Genomic DNA, 23714 nt, shown 5'->3' with positions numbered 1-23714 from the left:
AATATGGAAGAAATAGGTTTTTAATTATTTAAATAGGAGGGTTTTATGCGATGCCACATTTAGAATGTAATAACATGGAAATGTTTTATGAACAAATGGGTGTTGGTGACCCTGTGATATTTTTACATAGTGGGTTTTCGCGAGGGATATTAGCTTTTGCAAGTCAAATGCTCGACTTCCAAAGTAAGTACACATGTTTTTTTCCAGATTTCAGAGGACATGGTCGAACTAGGAGCAACAGCCTCGAATGGAGTACTCCGCAGCATTCTAAAGACATTTTTGCATTTATGGATCAACTACAGATACCAAATGCACATGTCGTCGGATATGGTATGGGAGGAGGTGTTGCACTTCATTGTGCTGTCACTCAACCGCATAGAATTGCATCTTTGACTTCGATTGGTCAAAGTGGCTTTGTAGCCTCTATGGGATCCGAGGAATTTGAACCGGAATGGCTTTTACAAAACGGTCGTTATGACTTTATCACTTTGATGAAAGAAAGGCATTTGGAAGCACATCGTGGAAATTGGCAAGAGTTCTTACGGCAAAAAGTATGTGATTGGCGAATGTACCCCCAACTAAGCAACGAACAATTACGCAGCATAAAATGCCCAACTTTGTTTTTAGCTGGTCAAAATGACCAGTTTGCTCCTGAGGGAGAATTAAAGCTGGTTACGGAGCTTATCCCTAACTCTCGTTATGTAATAGTACCTGATTGTAGCCATAGACCCCACATGATTAGAGAAAATCCCGTCTTTGTAAATGATACTATATTACAATTCTTAGAGTTATTACGTTAACGAGTACACCCGTACATAAACAAAATAATCCATTATTAAGGAGGTCTCACATATGATCATTACTGTGCAGATGGTGTTGAATCGCCTCATCGAACCGGTTGGCCAACTAGAAACGACCGTCGATACGCTAAAGAGTGGAAACCTGAATGCAGAGGTCCGGAAAGTGGCCGTTGTTTTCATAACGACTTATGCTGCAATCAAGCAAGCGGTTGAATCAGGTGTCGATCTGATCATCACACACGAGCCGACTTACTACAACCACAAGGATGAAGTTGAGTGGCTGGCAGGGGATCCAGTATATGAGAGGAAGCGGATGCTCATCGAGGAGTCAGGTATTTCGATCTTCCGACTGCACGATTATGTCCATAAATACAAGCCGGACGGCATTCTATTAGGCATGTTAAAGAAGCTGGAATGGGAAGCTTACGCAAATCCAGAGAAGATGAACCTAATTACGCTACCCCCTGATGGGCAGCATACCGTCCGCACCATAGTCGCCCATCTGAAAAACAAGCTAGATATCGATAGCATGCTGGTGGCCGGAGATCCGGAAATGCCAGTAAGGTGTTTCGGACTGATGCCCGGTGCGTCAGGGGGTCGTTCACATATCAAATACTTTGAGAGCAGAAATATCGATCTCCTAATCGTTGGCGAGTCGAATGAATGGGAGACGAACGAATATGTGAGAGATGCCATGGATATGGGACTTCCAAAAGCGCTGATTATTACAGGACATCAGAACAGCGAGGAGGCAGGAATGCTAACAGTCGTGGAGCTGATGCGCGAAGCGTTCCCTGATCTTCAAGTGGATTTTATCGCGAGCCCTCTCGCGGTAAAGCGCATTTGAGTGTCGACGGTTTAAAACCGGCTTCTCCTTCAGATCCGCGTTAATCATCGCGGCAATGCTTGTGCTTTACATTGAAAACGAAGCCATTTTACTTGTTGAATTTAAGAATGAGAATGATGGGATGCATTATAACCTTCTGGATAACGGAAACAAGCTGAAGAGGTGAAATATGATTCGGGGAGTAATAATCGAAGGGTTGTCTACCACAGGAAAAACATCCGTATTTTCTGCAATAAAGAAATTGCATAGCCAAATACTAATATTGAAAAAACGGTAATTGCAATAAGCGAACATTATTCGCAAGTTTTGCACTCATACCAAGGCGTCTTAAGATCGATGGACAAGGATGAACATATTCAGCTTTTAAATCGTCATGTTGATTATCTTGAGCAACAATGCAATTGGATGGATTCACTTGGTCATACGAAACCATCAACCAGTGTATTTTATCTTTTAGAGAGGTTCCATCTAAATCATCGAGCGGCATTTATAAATTCTGCAGCAATTGAGATACTTGAAAAACGTCTATCGAGGTTGAATGCACATTGTATACTTTTAACCTTGACTGAAGATGTTGTTAAGCCTAGATTTATTGAAAGTCGTAGCGAAACTTGGAAATCATACGTGATGGAAAGTCACTCCACGGTATCGGAGGCATGTCAGAAGTTCTTAGAGGATCAGGAAAAGCTTCGCATGTGTGCGAAACAATCGCTAGTGCCCACTTTAGAGATAAATACAGACGAAGCAGACTGGGATTCTTATGCAGAACAAATACTCACTCGGATTCAACTGAACGGGTCATGATAGCTCAATAGTGCGCCTAGCGAAGCTAGACATAACTTGTTGTTGAAAGGGGCCAAGCACCCTCATAGCTAGCAGACCTCTTTGGAAGCGACTTGTTTCTCCGTGTACAAGAGTACATTCTCTGAACTGTCCAGTCACGCAATAATTGACATTCATAAAATACTGAAGTTAAAGCGGAAGGAGGCGGAAACTATGGGATTAGGAGTTGGAACAAGTTGTGCAGGCGGTTTTTTTACTAGCACAGCTACAATTCTTGTGTTATTCATTTTGCTTGTTATCGTTTCTCGTGCTTTTATTTAGCATTTTTAAAAGGAACTTGCTTACAGCAGGATCCTATCTTCAAATGATGAAAGTAAGTGATTAAAAAAGAATATCAAATAAATTACTTTTTATGAATGGAAGAGGCGGGATCGTCCGCTTTAGGCACAAATATGCCTACATATTTTATTTTGTAAAAGCTTGAGAAATCAGGCTTTTTTTTATTGTAGAGGGACATTTGTGCCAACAGAAAATGTACAAATGTTCCAGCATTGTCGACTAGTGACACAAATCCACCTATTTTGGAGCAGAGTATAGACAAGCAATTTGGATATCGTCTTACATTTCTATGACTCTCATTCTTGGATATATCTAATCCTATTACTGCGTTCATGCCACCCTCTCCCATAAATAAATTTAACAGCAGCCTACTAACCTCTGTAATTTCATAACATCACTTGCTATACGGGATATAGCTCCCAACATCCTCAAAGTAAGATCACAACAAATCGGTTGAACTTTCTTGTATTTCAACTTTGACCCCAGAAACAGTCGCAAACCTGGTTAAGCAAAGGTTTAAATTATAGTGATGAAGGTATTATTGAATGCTGGAACTCAAGTGGGCTAATATGCTGGTTCATTAGGTCATACCAAACCGTCATGGTTGCTTTGGTACAAAAGCCCATAAAATAGGCATTTGAATTAGTAACAAGTGCGGATGCTGCTCCATAGACTGGTATCATGTTCAATAAAGATCAATCTTTACTTGATGCCAATTTCAAAAAAAAATGGAGGTATTTACAATGAATAATTTCCAAAATGAGCTTCAACAGTTGAACGTTTCCCAATTTCAAGCCGGTGAGGTGACACCTTGGAATCAACAAAACCAGTACCCGACGGGTCAGTTTCCGAATGGCGTGAACCCGGCGGATCCATCACGGCTATGCGTTGGCTTCGGCAGGTGTGGTGGCTTTTGTGGCGGATTCTGTGCTGGAGTCTGTGGCGGATTCTGTGCTGGAGTCTGTGGTGGATTCTGTAGCGGATTCTGTAGCGGTTTTTGCCATCATCAGTGCGGCGGATTTTGCCACCATCGCTGTCGTTAAGCCCCATCATTACCAGTTTCTTAAGAAAACCGCATAGGCATGGAGTAGCGATTGCCCCTGTACAGCGATAGGCTGTTAGGGGCAATTAATAATTACAGACAAAGGCATGTGGGACGAATAGGCTTACATATGATAATGAAGAATCGATGTTACAAATTGGTTATCTGCAACAGTTAGGAGGAGTGAAATGCCAAATTTGACCCCTGCTGCACGTCTGAAAGTAAAGGCAGACACCTTCTTTCTCCCAGTTCCGAACGAGGGTGTATATTTCCGGAATAACTTAGGTACATTCCGTATGGAAGGCGAGATGATCGATCGGTGGATTGAAAAACTGATTCCGATGTTTAATGGGGAATACACATTGGAGGATCTGACGGACGGATTGTCGAGCCCACACCGGGACCGGGTGTATGAAATCGCGGACGTACTACACCAAAAGGGATTTATTCGGGATGTAAGTCAAGATCGTTCTCATCAATTGACGAATGGGATTATCCAAAAGCACGCTGCACAAATAGCCTTTTTAGACAGCTTCGGCGATTCTGGCGCATACCGTTTTCAATGTTATCGACAGGCTAGCGTTTTAGCGATCGGGTCAGGCCCGTTTTTCGTTGCGTTGGTTTCAGCATTAATTGATTCTGGTCTGACTAAGTTCCATATGCTGATAACGGATTCTGTGCCCACGAATCGACAGCGGCTAATGGAATTGACGGAGTACGCACGCCGAACGGATCCTGAGGTGCTTCTTGAGGAAATCACACTGGGGAAAGAAGGAGCTGACGGATGGCGAGACGTTGTGCAGCCGTTCCAATCGATTCTGTATGTATCTCAGGAGGGGGATGTTGAGGAGCTCCGGCGTCTCCATTCGATTTGCAAAACGGAGAAGAAAATCTTTGTACCGGCAATGTTCCTACATCAGACAGGAATGGCGGGCCCGGTCGTACATCCAGCGTCAGAGGGATGCTGGGAATCCGCATGGCGTCGATTACACGAGTCAGCTGTTTATAAAGATCCGGCAGTGCATGTCTTCTCATCCACAGCGGGGGCGATGCTTGCGAATGTGATCGTGTTCGAGCTGTTTAAAACAGTTACAGGAGAATCGGAGTTAAGAAATTCGTTCTTTCTGCTTGATCTGGAAACGTTGGAAGGAGACTGGCATCCATTCATGCCGCATCCCATGATACATGGATTTGCGGCAGCCCAAAGGGTTCAAGTATCGAATCTGTCGCTTGATGGGGGCTCGGACAAAAGTGCAGCGAACCGTTTGCTGCCATACTTTAATCGATTGACTTCGACACAAACGGGGATTCTCCATATTTGGGAAGAAGGGGCATTAAGACAGCTACCACTCTCTCAATGTCGTGTTCAGTCGGTTGAACCGTTGTCAGAGGGACCTGCTAAGCTGCAGCCGGAGCTGGTCTGTGCAGGCTTGACGCATGAGGAGGCGCGGCGGGAAGCGGGGCTGACCGGAATTGAAGCGTATGTATCACGATTGGTTAGTGTAGTTATAAATACGAAAGAAATTGTCGGAATCGGTGTAGGGGAAACGGCTGCGGAAGGCGTTATCCGCGGTTTGCAAGCAAATTTGACCGAGCAGCTAGCCATGCAACAGAAGGATCGGAAGCATCCTGTTATTCGGACGCAGTTAAGTAAGGTGGAAGATAAACGCTGCCGCTTCTATTTACAGGCTTTGACTGCCATGAGGGGAACGCCGGTGATCGGTATCGGCGAGGAAGTGTTCGGATTCCCAACAATATGGGTCGGTACAAGTGATTTCTTTTATGGTAGTACTGGTTTAAATATTACAATGGCGTTGCAGAAAGCGCTCAAAGCTGCATTACATAGGGTGCAGAATAATTCCGCAGGCTGTGCGGCCCAAGTGCTTCAAGCATCATCGGTGAATCTTGGAAAAGAATTAGCGGTTGATCTTGTGATCCCATCAAGTGAAGAATTAGCACAACCGAAAGTTTTGCAGGAAGCTTTACAAGCTTTGAAAAAGAATGGCAAGGAACTTTTTGTTGTGGATCTGGCCGTGGAACCTTTTTTGAAAGAAGGGCCTGAAGGAGTATTTGGTGTGTTGCTGCGAGAGGAGGAGTCCCAGTGAACACAGTGGTGGCCATTATCGGGGTAGGCGAGTTGGCGGACCTTGTATGCAGAGAGATGTCCGCTTTATGCCGGATTGTACGTTTGAAAGATTTTAAGGCAGAATTACCAGAAGCGGCGGATTTCGCCTTGGTGTTGCACGATGCTTGGCATCCTTCTGTTCATGAGGAGTCGGAGGAACTACTACGGGCAGCAGGCATTCCATGGCTGCGAGGCTTTATCGCATTCGGTGAGGGCGTGGTAGGACCGCTGATTCGGCCAGGTTTGTCCGGGTGTTCGCAATGTGCCGATACCCGGCGTCTCTTGGCGGGACGTGACCGTAAGGAGATGTGGATGCTGCAGCAGCGTCTGATGGAGACTGGGGGAAGAGCGAGTGATGCGTGGGTATCCCGCACTGGACTATTACAGATGACGTTCCTGCTCATAGCGGAGTCGCAGAGGATCCTTCAGGGCAATCGGTCCCGTTCGGAAGAACGGATGTATTTCATAGACTTGAAAACGTTGAAATGCACAAGCCACTTCTTTCTGCCAGATCCATTATGTCCAGTTTGCGGTGGTTTGCTTGACGATACACCGTCAACGGCCAGAATTTCACTGCAACCAAGTCCTAAGATCAGCGAGAAAAGTTACCGCTGCCGCTCGTTGGAGGACATGAAGAGATTTCTGATTGAAGATTATCTGGATTACAAGACCGGCTTTTTGAATGGCAAAATGATCGATCTCTTATCGCCTTTTGCCGATGTGAGTGTAAATCTTCCGATGTTTAACCAAGACGAGGCAACGGCAGGTCGGACACATTCCTATGCAGAGAGCGAGCTGACTGCCATTATGGAGGGGTTGGAGCGGTACTGCGGTATGGCGCCCCGAGGTAAAAAGGTAATGATCAATGACAGTTACCGCAATCTGGCAGATCGTGCTCTTAATCCTGTCACAGTAGGCTTGTATGCGAAGGAGCAGTATAAGCTGCCTAATTTTCCTTTTAAGCCGTTTAATCCTGACGACCCAATCGATTGGGTTTGGGGCTATTCATTTGAGCAACAAAGTCCGATTATGGTTCCTCAACAGCTCGCTTATTATAGTTCGAGCTGTGGACAAGGATTTGTTTATGAAACGTCCAACGGCTGCGCGTTGGGAGGAACCTTAGAGGAGGCCATTTTCTATGGCATTATGGAAGTGGTGGAGCGAGATTCATTCCTGTTGACTTGGTACGCGCAGCTGCCGCTTCCTCGGCTAGACCCTTTTTCGGCAGGCGATCTAGAATTGGAACTCATGATCAGCCGATTGCAAACGGTGGCGGGATTTGAATTGTATTTGTATAATGCGACTATGGAGAACGGAATCCCGAGCGTTTGGGCATTGGCCAAAAATACGAAACCTAAGGGAGTAAACCTGATTTGCGCGGCTGGAGCACATCCGGATCCAGTTCGTGCTGCCAAAAGTGCGGTTCATGAATTATCGGGGATGATGCTGACTCTTGACGAGAAGTTCGATGCTAACCGGGAGCGGTATGTGCAAATGTTCCACGACCCATCGCTCGTGCTCGGGATGGAGGACCATTCAATGCTGTACAGCTTACCACAAGCAGAGGAGCGTCTGAAATTTCTGTTGGAGGAAAACCGCCCTCTACGAACGTTTCAGGAGGAATTCAACCGGACACCGACGCATTCGGACCTGACCGATGACTTGAAGAACGTCCTTCTGGTGTTCCGCCAGTTGAACCTCGATGTGATTGTGGTGGATCAGACTACTCCGGAATTGAAACGAAACGAATTGTCCTGTGTGAAAGTACTGATTCCTGGAATGCTGCCGATGACGTTCGGATATCATCTCACCCGTGTGACAGAACTGGAGAGGGTGTTGAAAGTACCAGCACTACTTGGTTATGTGAAACAGCCGTTGCTTCTAGAACAACTCAATCCGCATCCGCATCCGTTCCCATGAAACGGCCTGGGGAGGGAGAAGGATGAGTCTGGAAAAATTCCTGCAAAGTCTCCATGCGGATACCTCCGAGTCCAGACAAACGGATTGGGAAATTGATTGGGAGGACGCGCCACTTCCCTATAAGCTCTATCGCAACTTACCGGTCGTTCCTTTATCCTCGGAAGTACCGCTGACGCTTATTGGTCATGAATCGCCCGCACATCCCGATCTGACAACAATCGGTCATTTCCTCTGGCATGTATATGGCCTCACTCAATTGAGCCAATACCCTGTAGCAAATGCCATAAACGAATCAGAGCGCTCATTACAGATGTACCGGCGATTCGTCCCATCAGGTGGCGGGTTGTATCCGAACGAACTGTATATATATTTGAAGACAAAGGAAGTTCCTGTCGGAGTTTACCATTATGATGCGGCACACCATCGTTTGGTATTTCTTCGCAAAGGAAATTTCGATTCCTATATGATCCAGGCTCTCGGCAACCGATGCGATGTGTCGGCTAGTTTTGGTATTGTATTTGTGTCGGTTATGTTTTGGAAAAATTTTTATAAATACAATAACTTTGCTTTTCGTCTGCAGGGACTAGATACTGGCGTATTGATCGGACAGTTACTTGAAGTGACGAAACGGTTCGGTTACGAATCAGATGTTTATTTCCAGTTTCTTGATCGTGCGGTCAACCATCTTCTCGGAATATCCGATCGGGAGGAGAGTGTGTATGCGGTGATTCCGCTCTCGATGGAGCCCACAATCTCGATTAATAATGGAATTCATGGAGAAGAGGATATTTCTGCGGATGATTTGTGCAGGGAACTACCAGTCATTCGGCATGAACACTATGTGCGGTCACAAAAAATCAAGGAGTTCCCGATGTTGACCAAGATGAACGAAGCATCCATGCAAAATTCAACAGGATCATTTCGTCACGTCAGGGTAGAGAAGCATGTTGATAGAGGGATACAGGCGATATATATGCCTCGTGTTGATCGGTTGTCTTATGATCTGGCATCGATTTGCCAAAAACGGTATTCGCCAGAGTCGGATTTCGTATTGAGCAAGGTGACACTAACGAAGGTGGCCGCTTTGCTGCAAGAGGCTGCGTCTTCCTTCTCTTATCATAATGATTTGAAGGGATCCCTTGAAAATATGTCTCGTATGTTCTTGTACTGTTGTTTGTATAACGTTGAAGGCATTCCGGACGGCGCTTACCGCTATGACAACACAGCTCATTTGTTGCGCCGAGTACTTCCCGGAGATCATCGGATATGGCTGCAACAGGGAATGTCCATGGATAACGTTAATCTATTTCAAGTACCGCTATGTCTGCATGTGGTTGGTGAAAAGGACCATCTCAAATCGTTGTTAGGGTACAGAGGATACCGAATTCAACAGATGGAAGCTGGGATGCTTGTACATCGCTTACTACTAGCTGCATCTGCTGTTGGAATGGGAGGGCGGCCCCTGCTCGGATTTAATCCAAGTATCAGTGATGAAATTTACAATTTGGCTCCACAAGGAAAAACCAGTCTGATCCAAATCCCGATTGGTCACTATCGTCAGCGCCCTCGTCTGGAAGGGGGCTTGCATAGCTAGAGCAAGTGCAGATCAGAGCAATGATTGGCTTCCTTCAAGCTATGGGAGACTCAATAAGGTATAAAATCATAAATTTACAGGGTAGTAGATGGATAAAGCTGAAGAATCAAATAGCTGTTTAAGCACTTCCTTATACATTGGAAGTGTTAAACAGCTATTGATGGTTTTAAAAGACTGTAAAGGGTTTAACTTGCCTAATTGGTTAGCCTATAATTTCCTCTTATAAGCACAACAGAAACCCCTATTTAGAAAAAATATTCATTTCATTCTTTGCCGGATTCCAATCGACTTGCAGGTGCAATACCTCCTCTAATATTTGTACTGTTACATAGGTAGATCCTTCAACAAGTGACGCAGGAGTAGAAAGTCGTACTTCTTGATCTCCTGATTCAGCAACCTCTGAGCCCAGCGCCAAGGTGGCCTTCATTCGGTCGCTCGTCACTAGAACGGTGTTTGCGGCAGCCGTCCATTGTACAGTTGCTTCAAGCTCTTCCATGGTATGACGCAGAGGAAGCAGCAGTTGTCCGTCAGATAACAGGGGCTTGAGGTTCAAGGTCTTTCCATTCAAAAATATTCGAACAGGTTTATCAACAACTGGGCTGTAGTACGTTTGGTTAAAGACATGCTGGTTCATGATTTGAGCAAATTTGTTTTCTTCTTCATAGTTTGGCGCATGTCCCGATTTTTCGAACAAGAACAGCTCCTTGTAGGGTGCGGCAAGCTGTTCATACAGCTTTTCGACAAGTTTAAGCGGTGTATTGTAATCGGCTTTTCCGGCGAAGAAGTACACAGGGACCTTCACTTCATGAATCTGATTCAGCAGATTATATTTAGGCAGTTCTGGAACAATGGTCGAAACTAGCAGGCCCTCACCCATTTCATAATTTTCCTTTTCTTCCCCTGTATATTCGGATGCGTTCCTAATATCAGTTATCATCACATCTTGAATGTACGTCGGACTGTAAAAGACGCCGCCCATAGGTATAATCCATTTTCTGAATGTAAGAAAGGTATCAAAGGAATCGTAGGGTGGAGGCCCAATTTTCTCTAATTCTTGTATGGCTGCTTCATTGCCAACCTCTCGCGCCTTATTTAATGTATAATCGTAACCAATCCGATCCCCTTGGGTAACATCCACGAATTGCCCCACACCAACGTAAGCGTAAAATGACTCTGGATGTCTTGAAATTTCAATCATACCTAGCAAGCTGCCCCAGGAATGCCCCACCAAATAAATCTTGTCTCTCCCAAATCGCTTCTTCAGCATTTCAACCATTTCATGCGTGTCGGATAAAAATTTGCTCCACAGCCAAAAATTCTTTGGAAAGCTCCGGTGAGAACGACTTGCCAGACCCCCGTTGGTCCCAGTTGACGACCACATAGCGCTTCTCCAGCTCTTTGAATCTAAGATTACTACCGATTTCCGCATGACCTGGACCGCCGTGGAGATATAGCAGAACAGGATTTCTTCGGTCTTCACTTCGGACCGTGATCCATTGATAGGTTCCTCCAATAGAAACTTTTTCTAACGTGGATATGCTGTTCACTCCTTCAATAGTTTCCGTATACGCTTTAGTCTCCTTGGAAGCGGAGTAGTCTGTCGCAAAGACAGGGGTAAAATAGGAAGCAATCAGAGCGCAGAATGTCATTACGAATGTGCATATTAAAAACCTTTTTTTCATGATGATTTCTCCTTTAAATTATACCGACGGAATAGTCGTTTTATTTTATTATACCGACGGTGTAGACGGTTTTATATAGGCATGGTAAAATTTTTTGTATAATATCTAAACTAATCAATCACAACGAATGGAGAAAAATCACATGTCACCTAAGGTTTCACAAAAATATAAAGATGAGAAACGGAAGGAAATTATTGAGGCCGCTAAACGGGTATTTCGCCAAAAGGGGTACGATTTAGCGAGCGTGGATGAGATTGTTGAAGAAGTAAAAATGAGCAAAGGCGGCGTGTATCATTATTTCTCCGGAAAAGAGGCTATTTTTGAAGCCATATTAGCGGAGCGAGCTGGTAATTTTGACTTATTTGAGTTCAAGGAGGGCATGTCGGTATGGACGGTAATTAAAGGCGCTTTGTCTCAGATCCGAGTGGATCTCAAGGAAACACGAGAAAGCTTTATGCCGGTTGTCTTCGAATACTTCATGAGAAGCTATCGTGACACAGCTCGGGAGAAAGCCTTGCGGATGCAATATGAGGAAGGTCTCCAAGTATGGAATGCCGTTATCGAACGAGGAACCATGGAAGGGGAATTCCGCCCGTTATTGCCAACCAAATCCATTGCAAGAACGATCATTTCATTTGTTGATGGAATGACCTGCGATGCCATGCAGATGGATTCCGATCAATTAGACATTGATAGTCAGATGGAAGCGATTATTTTTTATTTACGCAATGCGCTTCAGATAAAAGAAGAGGAACTCACTTGAGTCCCTCTTCTTAACATTTTCCAAATTCTAGGATTATCACTCAGCGTCTCTGTATTGTTTATCCATTAATTTATGACATTCAACTTGGAATTCATGAGGCTTGACCAAGAATAGATAAGCCTGATCAACCATATGCCGCTTTCCAAAGAGACGGATCACAGTGATTTTACTTTTTAAACGAATGAGTACATTGGGTTCTACAAGATAGAACTAATAGAAATTGAGAACTTAATTAAACGTGGTGACTGAACTAACTGGACACTATAGCTTAATAATTATTGTGCAATTGTGCAAAGGGGGGTAACCCATAATATGAATGAAGAAACTCTAATAGGGGTTCTTAGTAAATATGGAATTAAACAACCTGATATTGAATTTATTAGACATAATGAAAATAGGACTTATAAGGTCAACGATCTAGTCACAGGAAACTCATATTTGTTGCGTGTTCATCAACCAATTACAGTAAATATAGAAGGAATTCAACATACTTACAATGGTTTATTAAGCGAGTTACAACTGTTAGAGGAAATAGCAAACCAAACAGATCTTTTAGTTCAAAAACCTGTACGTAATTGTTACGGAGAGTTCATTACGGTAATAGAGCTCGATGGAAAGATTATAAATGGTTCAGTACTTACATGGCTAGAAGGAAAGGATCTGCAAAAGGAAGACTTATTAATCGAGGGATTTGTTACGAACCTAGGGGCTCAACTCGCTGAACTTCACCGCTTTTTTCGTAATTATAATAATCGCGTACATTTTAATACTCGACCTAATCAAGGTATTGAACGGAACAGTCAAATGCTTTCGCAAATTCAACGCGGCGTTGAGCTGGGATTAATTCTCCCGTCAAAATTCCATATTGTTGAGCAAACGATCCGATTGATTAACTCACGCCTCGAAAGTATAGGCAAGTCAGCAGACTCATGGGGAATCATCCATGCTGATTTAAACATGGGCAATATCATCGTAACTAGTAAAGGTGAAATTAGTTTCATTGATTTTGGATTATTCGGATTCGGTTATTATTTATTGGATGTTTCAACAGGGTCTTTAATGGTTCCGTCGGAAAATAGAAGGCAATTTCTTAAGGGATATTATGGGGTTAACGAAGTTCCTGAAGATGTTTTTGCTAAAATGGAAGGATTTATGTTAACGGGTATTTTGGGGTATTATGCTTTTCACATGGAAAATGAAGCGGTACATCCTTGGATTCGCGAACGTATGCCGCTATTATGTTCTAAATACTGTCTACCTTTTTTATCTGGGGAAAGTATTTTTTACAACTTCTAGCCATTTTCGTTAAGCTCTAACGGGACAAAATAGTTTAATTAGCACAACGCGGCTGCCAGGATGGATCGGCAGCCGCGTTGTGCTATTCCAGCTAATAGCTTGTCAATATTTAATTATTAATGGCCAGTCAAATGAGGTGGTATACTTCATGACATCACTCCCGTAGTATTTTCACCGGCAACCCCTAACCTTCTTGTCTTCCACACTATCGCAAGTAATACGGGATTCATATCCCCAACCAGCCTAACCATGGTTGAACAAGTAGGGGGGATGAACTGAATAGCTCTCGGATCCAAGTCCCACGGGCAGAAACGTTCGATCCCCGGCGACCGTTATCTTACGGCCTCAAAAAAATGAGGTCGACTAGAAATATCTGGTGACCTCATAATACGAACGGGCAGGATAGTTATGGTTAAATCAGTTAATACCCTAATCAACAAAATTCGTGTAAAATAAAACTAATCTTTTGAAAGTGAGCTGAAAACTAATGATGTGGTCACCACTATTTGAAAATGATGTACCTGTAGTTATTCTCCCTTAACGGTAGAAAAACTAAACTACATCTCCGTTAAGGACAGGAAATGTCTAGGAAACGGAGGGTACAACATGAAAAACACCTTATTAGGTTCTTTGTATTTATCACTCGCTGCTAGTATTTGGGGCGGGATGTATGTTGTGGTAAAACATGTGGTAGACTTTGTGCCACCTCTTGAATTAGTATGGATTCGCTATGTAATTGCGATTTTTGCATTGCTAATTATTGGCGTTGTAACAAAACAATCATGGCGTATTGAAAAACGAGACTTGTTATTAATTATCATGATTGGACTTATTGGAAATACAATTTCTATTATAACCCAAGAAGTGGGTACGATGCTTTCTACTGCACAAATGGGTGCCATTATTACTTCAACGACACCTGCATTCATGGTGCTATTTGCGCGCATCATCTTAAAAGAAAAAATCACGTTTAAAAAAGCAACTTCTATTATTTTAGCAACAATCGGTGTCGCCATTATTGTCGGAAATGCCGGTATCGATCCATCACTTCAACTTGGTGGTGTATCACTGCTTATTGCAGCACTTACTTGGGGGCTTATGTCTGTTCTTATTAAACGGGTACCCGAGCAATATTCACAAATTGTCGTAACCTGCTATACAACCCTTGTAGCAATTGTTTTACTTACACCCTTTACAATAAGCCGATTACCTGAGCTTGATGTTCAAGCCATGATGCATCCATCTATTTGGGGCGGTCTTTTGTACTTGGGAGTTATTTCGACAGCATGTGCCTTTTTACTGTGGAACCGTGGATTGCAAATGCTTAATGCTTCAAGTGGCGGATTATTTTTCTTTCTCCAACCTATAGTCGGTACTTTTTTAGGGTGGGTATTACTAGGTGAACAAATTGGCTTGTCTTTTTGGATAGGTACAATATTAATTTTTATTGGTGTACTATTAGCCATTCGAGAAGAATGAGCATCGAAAAAAGTTGATCAGCGTTATTTGCCGATCAGCTTTTTTACGTTAACGGGACACTATAGCTCCATAAACACCACGCCGAGGCTGCCGACATGTCCAAATCTCCTACGTTCAGTTTTTTGCATCCAACCGTATACCTTAAGCTTAACCAATGATTATACAAGCGTAGTTATCGGCCCATATTTAAAGAGATTACATTGTAAGTTTAATTATAATTTGATAAAGTGTCCATAGATTGAGGGAATGTGTGTCGTTGTCCTGTGATAATGTTACCAAGCGACAAAAGACACTGGCAACTTTTTAGAAGGATTTAGAAGATTTTGGAGGAAGGATGATTGTGGTGACAATTCGGAATTATTCGGTTGATAAACAAGCTTCAGGACAATTCGATGAAGGTAAGATTAAGGAGCAAAAACCAATCGGGTTTCCCGGGGAAGGGTCAGCCGTTGATCGCGTAGGAACGTTGTTTTACTGGGCGTGGTTTCGCACAAACGAAGAGGCGAATCTCCCTATGCACCCCCATCGTGGATTTGAGATCTTGTCCTATTTGTTAGCGGGCACCGTTCATCATCGGGATACGCTTGGGAATGAGCGATCGATCCAAGTGGGTGGTCTGCAACTCATGCAAACGGGCACTGGGGTTCAGCATGCCGAAAAGTACGGGAAAGAAACCTCCGGGTTTCAAATCTGGTTCGAACCCTTTATGGGTGAGGCGAACTATGCGATGCCAACTTATACGGATTATGAAGATCGGGATTTTCCTGTTCAAATCCGAAACAAGGCGAGAATCAAAACGATTCTAGGTACAGGCTCCCCGGTTCGAATGGTAGCTGACGCCCAAATGTGGGATCTTATACTTCCTGCGGGGCAATCGTTTGAGCATGTAATTCCCGAAGGATATTCTATTGCAGGGCTTGCCGTAGAGGGTGAGTCCACTTGGAAATTTGGGATCGATGCGCATCAAGTAAGCGCCAACGAGTTCACAGTCTGTGAAGCGGAAAAGACGCAAACCTTGCATATACAGTCCAGTAAACAGGCGGATTCACGGATCATTCTCATTCAAGTTCCTAGCATCCTGTCGTATCCTTCCTATAAAGAAGTCAAAATTCGCTTAGAGTCGAAACGTAAGTAACGAAGGGATACAATAGTAGGCACAGAAATCAGACCTTCTTTTCCGAACCTTACGAAGGTCTCTGTGATTAGACATAGAGGCGAGTTGCTACTTTTTTTGTCCCGATTTTTTCCATAAAGTCATTGACTTATAAATATATACCGTCTAATATATGTTATATGTTGTATACATCAAAGCGAAATAAAGGTGGCAAGCCAATGAGTTTACCGAAAATTGATACATCCAATTTGTGGGATAAGACCTATACACTTTTAAAAGAACGCATTATACGCCGAAAATTTGATCCCAACCATAAGCTTTCTATTCCGGAGTTATCTGACCAGTTAGGTGTGAGCCGAACCCCAGTGAGGGATGCATTAAATCGCCTTGAAATGGAAGGTTTAGTTAAAACGATTTCCAAGGTCGGTACATTCGTCGTCGCAATAAATGATCAGGATGTATTGAATATTATGGATACGCGGCTTATGCTGGAATTTTGGGTAGTCGAGAAACTTAATGATGTTAATAAGGATACTCTCAAGTATAGGCTTTCTAGAATGGAGGAAATTTTAAGATTATCCGCCGAAAAGGTTGAATCCAATCGTATAGACGATTATCTGAAGGCTGATTTTAATCTGGAGTTTCATTTGGAATTTATGGAGCTTGGACAAAATAAAAACAATATTGATATTTACTTAAGAACGATGAATTATCGGTATATCACAATGAAATCATCTATTGTTACCGATGAAATGGTCAAAGTAGCACAAGATCAGCACCAACAGATTGTAGACGCGCTAAAAGGCGGACAAACCAGTGATATGAAGCAGGTTATAAAGTTGCATTTGGAAGACTCTAAAGAGAGACTCTTAAGAGGGATACGGGAAAATGGTGGGACGATCTAATGCCAAATTTTTGACTTTATGAGGGGTGTACGGTTTAAAGTCCGAAACGGGCAGGAAGGAAAGCTATTTTAGCCACAGAAATAGTTTTTTTTTACTAAATGATGTATACAACATACAACATGGAACAATGAACGATTCGATATAAAATGGAGGTGAACAGCTGGATGTTTAAAGCCGAAGGCATTATACCGGCGATGATTACGCCGTTTAATGAACAACAGGAAATCAACGAAGAAGCTTTGCGCATGCTTGTTAAGCGCTTCATCAAAGCGGGTGTTCACGGATTATTTTGTTTAGGTACAAATGGCGAGTTCTTTTCGTTAAACTTTGAAGAAAAGAAGAGAATCGCGACCATAATCGTGGAAGAGACAAGGGGGCAAATTCCCGTTTATGTAGGTGCAGGCTGCATCAGCACAGCGGAGACGATTCGCCTTGCCCGCGAGATGGAAAGCATAGGTGTAGATGCATTGTCTGTTATAACTCCATATTTCCTTGCTTTCAGTCAGAAGGAACTGGCTGATTATTACAGGGCATTGGCAAATGAAACTTCTCTTCCGATTCTTTTGTATAACATTCCAGGACGAACGGGCAATGCGCTGCATCCAAAAACGGTTGGCGAGCTGGCACGGATCCCTAACATTGTAGGTATCAAAGATAGCAGCGGCAGCTTTGATACTATTTTGAACTATTTAATGGAGAGCGATGAAGGTTTCTCCGTACTGGCCGGCACGGATTCGTTAATTCTATCTACACTTATGTCGGGCGGGAAAGGCGCAATTGCAGCTACAGCAAATCTTTTTCCGGAATTGGTCGTAGCGATATATGATCTTTGGAAGCAAGGGAAGTTTGAGGAAGCGGAAGCTATGCAGCGGGGATTGAGAGAAATCCGCAGTGCATTTCAATGGGGTACATTACCTTCGGTTTTAAAGGAGGCAATGAATTGGGCGGGACTTCCTGCGGGTCCTTGCCGCTTACCGGTTAGTCCGTTAACCGCGGAGAAGCAAGTTGAGCTTACTCATTTAATGGATAGCTACCAAAAGCAAGGATTACTGTTTCCTGATGCTGCAACCATTCCATTAAAGAAGGTAACTTAAATACAAATGAGGAGGAGCACTCGTGACAATGAGAATGATGCTTGTGAATCAAGGGGTGGACAAAGACGGCACACTCCGATCCCGTTATAACGGCGGGGCTGAGGCTTACATTCCTACAGCCTACCGTGTCAATCATGCGCCCAGCATGGCGGAACTCGGTAATGGGGATCTGCTTGCGGTATGGTTCGCCGGGCATACGGAGGAAGGACGAAGCGACATAGAAATCGTCATGTCCAGGCTGAAAGCAGGAGAAATTCAATGGAGCGAACCGGTTAAAGTATCCGATGATGATACGAAATCGGAGCAAAATCCGGTGCTGTTCTTGGTGCCCGATGGCAAGCTGCTGCTCATGTATACGGCACAAGAGGCAGCTTCGATGAGTCGTGAAGAGTTCAAGAAGCTGTACCCGAATCGGACTTTTACGCGCCAGGAAACAGCAGTTATCCGCTGCCGCGAATCGTTGGACGGGGGCTGGACTTGGGGACCGGCTAGGACAATGTTTGAATCCGAAGGCTCATTTTGTAGGGCTCCCATTCATGTTGCCAAAGATGGAAGCTGGCTATTCCCCATGTGGTACAGCCGTGCAGACGGTGAAACCGAATATGGCAGTGATTACAGTGTCATTCAACGCTCCATGGACCAAGGAAAGACATGGGAGGAAATACCGGTGCCTAACAGCCGAGGCCGTGTTCACGCTTCGCTGGTATCAGGGGAGGGTGCCAACATGCTGGCCTTGTACCGAAGCCGGGCAGCCGATCGGATTTACATTAGCAAATCCTCCGATTTCGGCTGCACATGGACCGAGCCCGAACGCACCGTATTACCGAACAATAATGCTTCCATTCGAGCTGTTCGTCTACAGAGCAATCGATTAGCCGTTATTTACAATCATGCAAGCGCAAATGATGATCCGCATCTCACGGTCTGGCCCAAAGTCAGATATCCTGTCACGGTAGCACTCTCTGAAGATGAAGGACTAACATGGCCTTACCGACGAATTATAGAAACGGGTGATGGGTTCAGTGGAGAACACAATGAATCATTGAATCGCAAATATGAGTATCCATGGATTTTACAAACCAACGATGGGTTACTACACGCTGCTTTCGCTTATGGTGGACGTGAGGGTATAAAGCATGTGGTTTTTACGGAAGCATGGGTTAAAGGAACGGATATATAACGTATTTTTTTCAGAAATGAAAGCGTTTCCTGTTCGTGCGGCATGTCACGATAATGTTAGTAAATTTGAAAATATTGGAGGGGGAATACACAAATGCGTTTGAATAACAATTGGAAAAGCGGTTCTCATAAGATCATGTATATTGCGATAACTGGGGCTTTGATAAGTGTTACGGGCTGCAGCTCGGACGTTAATAAGCCGGCAGATACGAAGGATTCCAGCAAACCAGCAGTGGATCAAGTGGCACAGGCTAAATTTACATACACGCTTCCTGGAAAATTCGTGAATTGGATGAAGGATATGAACCATATTCCGGTATTGTTAAAGGAAACGGGTGCCAATATTGAATTTATAAATGGCGGAGATGGTGACCCCTATTATAAAAACATTGATCTTAAAGTGGGGTCGGGAGATTTTTCCGATGCGGGTATTATGCAGCTCAGCCAAGCCGAAGTTTACGGCTCCAAAGGAGCATTTGTGGATCTGCGCCCGCTGATCGATCAATATGGCCCTAACATCAAAAAATTCTTGGATGCACATCCTGATTATGCGAAGCTCGTTACAAGCAGCAATGGCAAAATGTATGCAATTATTCCCCAATATCCAAAAATCTCCAACACTACCTTTTATCGTGACGATATGTTCAAAAAAGCGGGAATTACTACGGATCCGAAAACAATTCAGGAGTTTACCGAAGTACTTCGCAAATTGAAAGATACGTACAAAGACAATAAAAATTTTTATCCGTTCGGCGGCCGCGAAGATTTCGTGAAATTTCAGTCTGCTTTCGGTGCTAACGATTTGATTGACGGTCAAGGCAAGGTCCATGGTGTTTACAACGGAGGGCAAGGTTACGATCTTAAAGCGGCTGGCTTCAAGAAAATGATAGATTGGTACATCGAAATATACAAAGATAAATTGATTGATCCGGAATGGGTCAGCGGTCTGTCCATGGAGGAAGCATGGCAGACTAAAGTGCTCAACGGCAATGTCGCAATCGGCCACGACTTTTACACCCGACCGTCTTGGTTTTTGATAAATGGCGGAGCCAAAACCGATCCCAATTTCTCAATGAAGGTGATGCCGCCGTTCCTTAACGATGCAGGTGGACAGTCTAAGTTCCCTACGGTTCCCGAATACCGCGTTGACCGTGCCTTCGTCATTAACGCCAAATCTGCCGATAAGGCTCCTGGCATTATTAAATTCCTGGATTATCTATATTCTGACAAGGGACAAACGTTGGTAGGATGGGGTGTAGAAGGTACGACGTTCAAGAAAAATCCGAACGGGAAAAATGAATTTACGATCAAATTCGAGGAAGAATCGACCAAACCGCTTGGTACTCCGGCGTGGACCTTCTTCCAGGATCGACTGACGTTCCCGATTCCGGTCAATAATGAAGCCTTCTATGAATTTAATCACAGCTTGACGAAATCCTACGCTAACGACTATTTCAATAAATATGCTGAATCGTTCCCGATCATCAAATATTCCACCGATGAATTGAAAGAGAGAAGCAATCTGGTGGCCAAAGTGAATGAAGCGTTAAAAGCCAATCTGGTTAAATTTGTAACCGGAAAACGGCCTATCGCAGAATGGGATGCATTCTTGAAAGAAATGGATACCCTCGGCTATTCAAAAATTGTAGAAATCGACCAAAAAGCTTATGACACTATGATAAAGAAATAATAGGTTCATCAGAAGATGAAAACGCTCTTATATTTTTGGAAAATTATAACAATAAGAGGTAATTCCTATGGAGATTAAACGAACCCAAACTGTTGTTTATACAGCTCGTCAGCGCCGGTTCAGGCAGCTGTGGAATACCAAGCTACTTTATCTGCTGCTGCTGCCGGGCTTGCTGCATCTTCTTATCTTTAAGCTGGCACCGCTGTTTGGGCTGGTTATTGCGTTCCAGGACTACAACACGTTTCAGGGGATTAGGGGAAGCTCTTGGGTTGGACTGGAAAATTTCAAGGTGTTTATCCAGGACCCTTATTTCTTGGTGCTGCTGAAAAACACACTGTTGTTAGCCATATACAACCTTGTTTTCGGATTCCCTGTTCCTATTATTTTTGCATTATTTCTAAATGAGGTACGCAGCGCGATGGTCAAACGGTTCACACAGTCGCTCAGCTTTTTTCCTTATTTCATTTCCTCGGCCGTTACTGTCAGTATTGTGTATACGTTTTTGTCTCCACAGACAGGTCTCGTAAATCGGCTGTTGGATGGGATAGGGATAGAGCCAGTGTTTTTTATGGCGGAAGCGGGTTGGTTTCGGAGCTTATATGTCAGCTTGAACGTATGGCATTCATTCGGCTACGGATCGATTATTTATTTGGCGGCTATCGCGGGCATTGATCCCCATCAATACGAGGCAGCGGAGATCGATGGGGCAACGCGGTGGCAAAAAATGTTTTTTATCACACTTCCATCGCTGTCGAATATTATCGTAACCATGTTTATCCTTAATATCGGTTCCTTCCTGTCGGTTGATCTGGATAAGGTGCTGCTGATGTACAATCCGAGTGTCTATGAAACGGCCGATGTAATTCAAAGCTTCGTTTACCGACAAGCCTTCGCATCACAGGGCTTTCCGAATTACAGCTTCGGAGCGGCGGTGGGCCTGTTCCAGTCCATTGTGGCGATGCTGCTCGTCGTAAGCGCGAATAAAATTTCCAAAAAATATTCCGAATCGAGATTGTTTTAGGAGGGTACATCTTTGCGGAAACGAAAAATTGATATGTTTGAAGCAACGAATAATAGTTTGCTGATTTTGCTGGCGATCATTTGCGTGTATCCCTTCTTGAACATATTGGCGGTATCGGTAAGCGATGGACTGGCGGTTATAACAGGCAAAGTTTATTTTTGGCCAATCGGGTTCAATGTAGAGACCTACAAGTATGTTCTCGGCAACTCGAGATTAGGCATTACCCTGGGTTTGTTCAATTCGATCTTTTATACGGTATCAGGAACGTTGGTGGCAGTGCTGCTGACGTTCGTCACCGCTTACGCTTTATCTCGCAAAAGGCTGAAGGGCCGATACTTCATTATGCTGCTTTTTCTGTTTACCTGGATTTTCGAAGCAGGCTTAATTCCGAGCTATCTTGTAAATAACACGCTAGGTTTGGTCAACTCCAGATGGATTATGATTTTGCCCGGGGCCATCAGCACATTTTTATTAATTATTACCCGCTCGTTTCTGGATGCCATTCCCGGTGAATTGGAGGAATCAGCCTTTATCGATGGAGCTAATGAGCTTCAGATGCTGACACGGATATTCTTTCCGCTTTCTACGCCGGTTCTAGCGACTATCGGAGTATTTTATGCCGTACATATATGGAACGCTTTTATGATACCGTTGATTTATTTGCAGGATCGTACACTGCATCCGATTCAGTTGATTTTGTACAGATTGATTATCAAGCCTGATGGGGGCACCTCATTTGAAAATTTAACGGTTAACGGACACCAAATATTACCTGATAATATTGAGGCGGCCACGATTTTTTTAGCGATTTTCCCTATATTGTTCGTGTATCCGTTTGCCCAAAAATATTTTACCAAAGGGATGCTCCTAGGCTCGTTAAAGGGGTAAGGTTTTATGAGAAATATTCAAACAACGGGAAAAACATTATAAATAATAAGGAGAGAGACGAATGAATAGACAAAATTGGATAACGCCTAAGGATATGGAACATGTAGTGCTGTATAGAAACGATAATGAATTCAGCTCATGGCCTTTTAACGCGGGAATGTGGAAAATTTCAGAGAACAATATCCTTGTCGGTTTTATGAATATGCCATGCGATTATACAAATACCAAGCACTTGATGCACCGCCGTGTGGAATTTTTCGGACGGATTGCTGCAGTACGATCGACAGATGGAGGCCGGACCTGGGGAGTGGCAGAGACCGTAGCCGACAATTTGGAGGTAAACGAACAGCTTCAGTTCGGTAAAGAGCCAACTATCGAGCCCCACGATTTCAGCGATCCGAATACGCTGCTCTGCTGCTGGACGACGCCGAACTCCGGTGCTCCTGACGCGAAGGCTTGGGTGAAGCTGTCGAAGGATGCTGGACTAACCTGGGGGCCTGCTGTTCTGCTGCCTTTTTGCAATATTCCAAGATTCCAGGGCAGATCCTCTTATTTGGTCCGTCCTGACGGCGTAATTCTGCTGTTTCTGACCGCTAAGCCGCAGCATAATAATTATGATCGTCCGGTTGTATACGGATCATTCGACGGTGGTGTCCGTTGGACACTGCTCTCCTACATGCCCGATAGTAACGAATATCGCGTCATTTGCCCTTCGCCTATTATGCTGAAGGATGGAACTATCATCGTCGGTGTACGATGCAAGTCTTCGATGGAAGCGGCTTGGGGCGAAGTGTATGCTTCCGAGGACGGCGGCTTGACGTGGCAGCTGCGCTCGCGCATCAACGAGCATGGAGATACGGTGCATCTGACGCTGTTGGAGGATGGGCGCATATTCGCTGTCTACGGCTACCGCATTCCGGCCTATGGAATCCGTGCGAAAATTAGTGAGGACGGCGGCCGTACGTGGGGGCCTGAGCTTATGCTGCGTGATGATGGAGGCAACCGGGATCTCGGTTATCCTCGCGCCACAGAAGTGGGTAAGGGTGAGATTCTGGCCACCTACTACTTCAACAGCAAGGATGATCCGATTCAAATGAACGGCGGGGGTGTCCGTCATATTGCAGGGACGATTTTGAAGGTTTAACCTGCGCAT

At 44.1% G+C, this 23714-nt stretch carries 22 protein-coding genes; 19 read left to right on the top strand and 3 right to left on the bottom strand.

Annotated features, from left to right (window positions below):
* Positions 1 to 50 precede the first annotated feature (50 nt).
* From GC093_RS01780 to GC093_RS01765, 4 genes are all read left to right on the top strand, one after another.
* The gene (locus tag GC093_RS01780) at positions 51 to 800 is read left to right on the top strand and encodes an alpha/beta fold hydrolase (RefSeq protein ID WP_171650133.1); all 750 of its coding nucleotides are present in this window, start codon (positions 51 to 53) and stop codon (positions 798 to 800) included.
* 52 nt (positions 801 to 852) lie between these two features.
* Positions 853 to 1647, top strand: coding sequence for a Nif3-like dinuclear metal center hexameric protein (locus tag GC093_RS01775; RefSeq protein ID WP_171650132.1), 795 nt, complete (start codon positions 853 to 855; stop codon positions 1645 to 1647).
* Between the two features lie 336 nt (positions 1648 to 1983).
* Positions 1984 to 2451, top strand: coding sequence for a hypothetical protein (locus GC093_RS01770; protein WP_171650131.1), 468 nt, complete (start codon positions 1984 to 1986; stop codon positions 2449 to 2451).
* Positions 2452 to 2643: 192 nt separating this feature from the next.
* Positions 2644 to 2751: a YjcZ family sporulation protein gene (locus GC093_RS01765; RefSeq protein WP_171650130.1), complete on the top strand. Its 108-nt coding sequence runs from the start codon at positions 2644 to 2646 to the stop codon at positions 2749 to 2751.
* Between the two features lie 82 nt (positions 2752 to 2833).
* On the opposite strand, the gene GC093_RS01760 is transcribed toward GC093_RS01765, so the two are convergent.
* Entirely contained in the window at positions 2834 to 3103 is a 270-nt protein-coding gene (locus GC093_RS01760; RefSeq protein ID WP_171650129.1) for a hypothetical protein, read from the bottom strand.
* 394 nt (positions 3104 to 3497) lie between these two features.
* Here GC093_RS01760 and GC093_RS01755 point away from each other — a divergent pair, with 394 nt between their 5' ends.
* From GC093_RS01755 to GC093_RS01740, 4 genes are all read left to right on the top strand, one after another.
* The gene (locus tag GC093_RS01755) at positions 3498 to 3812 is read left to right on the top strand and encodes a heterocycloanthracin/sonorensin family bacteriocin (RefSeq protein WP_171650128.1); all 315 of its coding nucleotides are present in this window, start codon (positions 3498 to 3500) and stop codon (positions 3810 to 3812) included.
* A gap of 187 nt (positions 3813 to 3999) precedes the next feature.
* Positions 4000 to 5916 (top strand): putative thiazole-containing bacteriocin maturation protein, encoded by a 1917-nt coding sequence (locus GC093_RS01750; protein WP_171650127.1) that lies wholly within the window; start codon positions 4000 to 4002, stop codon positions 5914 to 5916.
* Positions 5913 to 7856, top strand: coding sequence for a TOMM precursor leader peptide-binding protein (locus GC093_RS01745; protein ID WP_171650126.1), 1944 nt, complete (start codon positions 5913 to 5915; stop codon positions 7854 to 7856). The genes GC093_RS01750 and GC093_RS01745 overlap by 4 nt, the downstream gene beginning before the upstream one ends.
* Before the next feature lie 22 nt (positions 7857 to 7878).
* On the top strand, positions 7879 to 9450 hold the full coding sequence (locus GC093_RS01740) for a SagB family peptide dehydrogenase (RefSeq protein WP_171650125.1): 1572 nt from the start codon (positions 7879 to 7881) through the stop codon (positions 9448 to 9450).
* Between the two features lie 241 nt (positions 9451 to 9691).
* On the opposite strand, the gene GC093_RS01735 is transcribed toward GC093_RS01740, so the two are convergent.
* Together GC093_RS01735 and GC093_RS01730 are read right to left on the bottom strand one after the other, a co-directional pair.
* Entirely contained in the window at positions 9692 to 10726 is a 1035-nt protein-coding gene (locus GC093_RS01735; protein ID WP_171650124.1) for a stalk domain-containing protein, read from the bottom strand.
* 1 nt (position 10727) lies between these two features.
* Positions 10728 to 11132 (bottom strand): alpha/beta hydrolase family protein, encoded by a 405-nt coding sequence (locus GC093_RS01730; protein WP_171650123.1) that lies wholly within the window; start codon positions 11130 to 11132, stop codon positions 10728 to 10730.
* A gap of 142 nt (positions 11133 to 11274) precedes the next feature.
* Here GC093_RS01730 and GC093_RS01725 point away from each other — a divergent pair, with 142 nt between their 5' ends.
* The 11 genes from GC093_RS01725 (at position 11275) to GC093_RS01675 (ending at position 23705) form a co-directional block, all read left to right on the top strand.
* Positions 11275 to 11895, top strand: coding sequence for a TetR/AcrR family transcriptional regulator (locus GC093_RS01725; RefSeq protein WP_171650122.1), 621 nt, complete (start codon positions 11275 to 11277; stop codon positions 11893 to 11895).
* A gap of 312 nt (positions 11896 to 12207) precedes the next feature.
* A complete protein-coding gene (locus GC093_RS01720; RefSeq protein ID WP_171650121.1) occupies positions 12208 to 13191 on the top strand; it encodes a phosphotransferase enzyme family protein in 984 nt (327 codons plus the stop codon).
* 606 nt (positions 13192 to 13797) lie between these two features.
* A complete protein-coding gene (locus tag GC093_RS01715; RefSeq protein WP_171650120.1) occupies positions 13798 to 14670 on the top strand; it encodes a DMT family transporter in 873 nt (290 codons plus the stop codon).
* Positions 14671 to 15010: 340 nt separating this feature from the next.
* Entirely contained in the window at positions 15011 to 15805 is a 795-nt protein-coding gene (locus GC093_RS01710; RefSeq protein WP_171650119.1) for a pirin family protein, read from the top strand.
* 197 nt (positions 15806 to 16002) lie between these two features.
* Entirely contained in the window at positions 16003 to 16689 is a 687-nt protein-coding gene (locus tag GC093_RS01705; RefSeq protein ID WP_171650118.1) for a GntR family transcriptional regulator, read from the top strand.
* Between the two features lie 164 nt (positions 16690 to 16853).
* Positions 16854 to 17783, top strand: coding sequence for a 4-hydroxy-tetrahydrodipicolinate synthase (gene dapA, locus GC093_RS01700; RefSeq protein ID WP_171650117.1), 930 nt, complete (start codon positions 16854 to 16856; stop codon positions 17781 to 17783).
* Between the two features lie 28 nt (positions 17784 to 17811).
* Entirely contained in the window at positions 17812 to 18963 is a 1152-nt protein-coding gene (locus GC093_RS01695) for a sialidase family protein (protein WP_246313286.1), read from the top strand.
* A 93-nt stretch (positions 18964 to 19056) separates the two neighbouring features.
* On the top strand, positions 19057 to 20652 hold the full coding sequence (locus GC093_RS01690; RefSeq protein ID WP_171650116.1) for a type 2 periplasmic-binding domain-containing protein: 1596 nt from the start codon (positions 19057 to 19059) through the stop codon (positions 20650 to 20652).
* A 67-nt stretch (positions 20653 to 20719) separates the two neighbouring features.
* Positions 20720 to 21673: an ABC transporter permease gene (locus GC093_RS01685; protein WP_171650115.1), complete on the top strand. Its 954-nt coding sequence runs from the start codon at positions 20720 to 20722 to the stop codon at positions 21671 to 21673.
* A 12-nt stretch (positions 21674 to 21685) separates the two neighbouring features.
* Positions 21686 to 22561 carry a carbohydrate ABC transporter permease gene (locus GC093_RS01680; RefSeq protein ID WP_216624454.1) on the top strand — a complete coding sequence of 292 codons (876 nt, stop codon included), beginning with the start codon at positions 21686 to 21688 and terminating at the stop codon, positions 22559 to 22561.
* 61 nt (positions 22562 to 22622) lie between these two features.
* Positions 22623 to 23705 carry a sialidase family protein gene (locus GC093_RS01675; protein ID WP_216624453.1) on the top strand — a complete coding sequence of 361 codons (1083 nt, stop codon included), beginning with the start codon at positions 22623 to 22625 and terminating at the stop codon, positions 23703 to 23705.
* Positions 23706 to 23714: the final 9 nt, after the last annotated feature.

It is taken from the genome of Paenibacillus foliorum, assembly GCF_013141765.1.
Taxonomy (GTDB): Bacteria; Bacillota; Bacilli; order Paenibacillales; family NBRC-103111; genus Paenibacillus_S; species Paenibacillus_S foliorum.
Note: the sequence above shows the minus strand (reverse complement) of the source record. Positions and strands in the feature narration are given on the sequence as shown.

Coding starts and splice junctions, on each gene's coding strand:
- GC093_RS01780 (WP_171650133.1), top strand. CDS start 51: ATGCCACATTTAGAATGTAATAACATGGAAATGTTTTATGAACAAATG.
- GC093_RS01775 (WP_171650132.1), top strand. CDS start 853: ATGATCATTACTGTGCAGATGGTGTTGAATCGCCTCATCGAACCGGTT.
- GC093_RS01770 (WP_171650131.1), top strand. CDS start 1,984: ATGGACAAGGATGAACATATTCAGCTTTTAAATCGTCATGTTGATTAT.
- GC093_RS01765 (WP_171650130.1), top strand. CDS start 2,644: ATGGGATTAGGAGTTGGAACAAGTTGTGCAGGCGGTTTTTTTACTAGC.
- GC093_RS01760 (WP_171650129.1), bottom strand. CDS start 3,103: ATGAACGCAGTAATAGGATTAGATATATCCAAGAATGAGAGTCATAGA.
- GC093_RS01755 (WP_171650128.1), top strand. CDS start 3,498: ATGGAGGTATTTACAATGAATAATTTCCAAAATGAGCTTCAACAGTTG.
- GC093_RS01750 (WP_171650127.1), top strand. CDS start 4,000: ATGCCAAATTTGACCCCTGCTGCACGTCTGAAAGTAAAGGCAGACACC.
- GC093_RS01740 (WP_171650125.1), top strand. CDS start 7,879: ATGAGTCTGGAAAAATTCCTGCAAAGTCTCCATGCGGATACCTCCGAG.
- GC093_RS01735 (WP_171650124.1), bottom strand. CDS start 10,726: ATGGTTGAAATGCTGAAGAAGCGATTTGGGAGAGACAAGATTTATTTG.
- GC093_RS01730 (WP_171650123.1), bottom strand. CDS start 11,132: ATGAAAAAAAGGTTTTTAATATGCACATTCGTAATGACATTCTGCGCT.
- GC093_RS01725 (WP_171650122.1), top strand. CDS start 11,275: ATGTCACCTAAGGTTTCACAAAAATATAAAGATGAGAAACGGAAGGAA.
- GC093_RS01720 (WP_171650121.1), top strand. CDS start 12,208: ATGAATGAAGAAACTCTAATAGGGGTTCTTAGTAAATATGGAATTAAA.
- GC093_RS01715 (WP_171650120.1), top strand. CDS start 13,798: ATGAAAAACACCTTATTAGGTTCTTTGTATTTATCACTCGCTGCTAGT.
- GC093_RS01705 (WP_171650118.1), top strand. CDS start 16,003: ATGAGTTTACCGAAAATTGATACATCCAATTTGTGGGATAAGACCTAT.
- dapA (WP_171650117.1), top strand. CDS start 16,854: ATGTTTAAAGCCGAAGGCATTATACCGGCGATGATTACGCCGTTTAAT.
- GC093_RS01695 (WP_246313286.1), top strand. CDS start 17,812: ATGAGAATGATGCTTGTGAATCAAGGGGTGGACAAAGACGGCACACTC.
- GC093_RS01690 (WP_171650116.1), top strand. CDS start 19,057: ATGCGTTTGAATAACAATTGGAAAAGCGGTTCTCATAAGATCATGTAT.
- GC093_RS01685 (WP_171650115.1), top strand. CDS start 20,720: ATGGAGATTAAACGAACCCAAACTGTTGTTTATACAGCTCGTCAGCGC.
- GC093_RS01675 (WP_216624453.1), top strand. CDS start 22,623: ATGAATAGACAAAATTGGATAACGCCTAAGGATATGGAACATGTAGTG.